The sequence below is a fragment of the Pseudomonas edaphica genome, assembly GCF_005863185.1.
GTDB classification, from domain to species: domain Bacteria; phylum Pseudomonadota; class Gammaproteobacteria; order Pseudomonadales; family Pseudomonadaceae; genus Aquipseudomonas; species Aquipseudomonas edaphica.
In genome coordinates this window covers 1-2,270 of sequence record NZ_VBVZ01000816.1, presented here as the reverse complement: position 1 = coordinate 2,270, position 2,270 = coordinate 1, and the positions used below count along the sequence as shown (strand labels likewise).

The following is a 2,270-nucleotide window of genomic DNA, read 5'->3' as shown; positions in this document are numbered from 1 at the left end:
CCGCAGAAGAGCAGGATAAGCCGGTAACTGCTCATCCGATCCACCAGAAAGCCGCCATACAGGCTCAGCAGCGAGCCAATGATCAGTGTGCTGCCGATCACCAAGCCGATATCGGCGATGCTCAAGCCAAAGTGGCTCGACAAATAGATGACCAGGTAGGGCAGGGTGATTGCGCGGGCGAGCGTCAGTATCAGCGAGGCGCTCAATAGCAGGTTGAGGGTGGCGGGGTAGTTTTTCAGCGTGGCCAGCATTCGAGCCTCAGAGTCCATTTATCAGAGTACAAGCAGCTTACCTTTGAACCGAGTTCTGATTTAGGATGGTTTTTATCCAGATGCAGGAACTCAATTCATGAATAAGGGCTGTGCATGTTTTCTTCAGAGCGCCTGAAGGGCATCGATGTATTCGTCTGTGTCGCGCAGTACGGCAGCTTTACGGCGACCGCCGGGAAAATGAACCTGACCGCTTCGGCCGTGAGTAAAAGCATTGCGCGCCTGGAAGCCCGTCTGGGTGCCCGACTGTTCCACCGCACCACGCGCAGGTTGTCGCTGACCGATGCCGGCGTTGCCTACCTGCGCACCTGCACCGGCGTATTAACCGACCTGGAAGAAGCCGAATGGGCATTGCAGGCTGAAAACACCGAACTGCGCGGGCGTGTGCGCATCGACCTGCCCGGCGCCTTTGGCCAGGTACAGGTACTGCCGATCCTGCTGCCGTGGCTGAACACTCATCCATTGCTGACCCCGCACATCTCCTTCTCTGATGGCTTTGTCGATCCGTTCAAGGAAGGAGTGGATATCGTCGTGCGCATCGGCGACGACCCGGCCTGGCCGGAGACGGTAGGGCACCAGTTACTTACCCGAGAGTGGCATGTTTTATGTGCGTCCCCTGCGTATCTCACTCGCCACGGCATCCCACAGTCCGAGCGTGACCTTGAACAGCATCAGTGCATTGCCTACGGCTGGGTCGATGGTCGCGTCAGCCACTGGCAGCACGCCGGCGAACATGGCGCGACACTGCACAGCCACGTGCAGCCGCAACTGGTGATCGGCCATGGCAACGGCCTGAAGATGGCTGCGCTGGCCGGCTGCGGTATTGCACAACTGCCGTCGTGGCTGATTGAGCAACACTTGCAGGACGGGTCGCTGGTGCAAGTCTTGCCGCAATGGGCAAGTGAAGGGATGGGCATCAGTGTCGCCTGGGTCAAAAGCCGCCACGCGTTGCCCAAGGTGCGAGCGGTAGTGGAGGTGCTGGTTGCAGGGTTGGGCGCGGTTGAGTGACACTCCTTGATTTTCCGAACAAATTTTCCACAGGATGCGCAGATGCCAAACCTCCCGACACCGCCTTCCACGGGCGACGATCCTTACCTTTGGCTGGAAGACGTCGACAGCACGCAGGCGCTGGATTGGGTGCGCGCACAAAACCTCAAGGCCCACGCCCGACTCGCCGAATCCGCGCCTTTCAAGGCGATGCAGGCCGACCTGCTGGCGGTGCTCGATTCGGACAGCAATATCCCGTACGTGGAAAAAATCGGCGCCCACTATTACAACTTCTGGGTCGACGCCGCCCACCCTCGCGGCCTGTGGCGGCGGACCACGCTTGCGCAATATCGCAAGGCGCAACCGGTCTGGGAAACCGTGCTGGACATCGACGCGTTGAATGCCCTGGAAGGTGAAAATTGGGTCTGGCACGGTGCCGACTGCCTGCATCCTGGCTATCAACGCGCCCTGGTCGCACTGTCCCGTGGCGGCGCGGACGCGAGTGTCACGCGCGAATTCGACCTGGTCGAAAAAGCCTGGGTCAATGATGGCTTCGAGTTGCCCGAATCCAAGGGTGGGCTGGGCTGGATCGACCACGATAACGTGTATGTGTTTACCGACTTCGGTGCAGACAGCATGACCCGCTCGGGTTACCCGCGCATCGTCAAGCAATGGCAGCGCGGTACGCCCCTGAGTGCCGCGACGATCGTCTACGAAGGCCGGCACGACGATATGTATATCGCGGCGATGCACGACAGCACGCCGGGTTACGAGCGTGATTTCGTCAGCCGCACCCTGGCGTTCTACAACAACGAACTGTACCTGCGCGCCCCGGATGGCACGCTGAGCAAAATCGACGCGCCGAACTCGGCCGACAAGTCGGTGCACAAAGACTGGTTGCTCCTGCAATTGCGTGATGATTGGGCGGTGGGTGATGGCTATGTGGCCGGCTCGTTGCTGGCGATCAACTTTGCACGCTTCATGGCCGGCGCGCGGGATTTCGACCTGTTGTTC

General features: G+C 60.0%; 2 protein-coding genes and 1 pseudogene. 2 read left to right on the top strand and 1 reads right to left on the bottom strand.

The features are described from left to right. Positions 1-251 (bottom strand): annotated as a pseudogene (locus FEM54_RS30830) (MFS transporter); the annotation flags it as partial. A 114-nt stretch (positions 252-365) separates the two neighbouring features. Between FEM54_RS30830 and FEM54_RS30825 the strand changes: the two are divergent. Beyond that, positions 366-1,277, top strand: coding sequence for a LysR family transcriptional regulator (locus FEM54_RS30825; RefSeq protein WP_138454092.1), 912 nt, complete (start codon positions 366-368; stop codon positions 1,275-1,277). Between the two features lie 42 nt (positions 1,278-1,319). Next, positions 1,320-2,270 (top strand): prolyl oligopeptidase family protein (locus tag FEM54_RS30820; protein ID WP_138454091.1); only part of this gene is annotated, 951 nt, incomplete at its 3' end.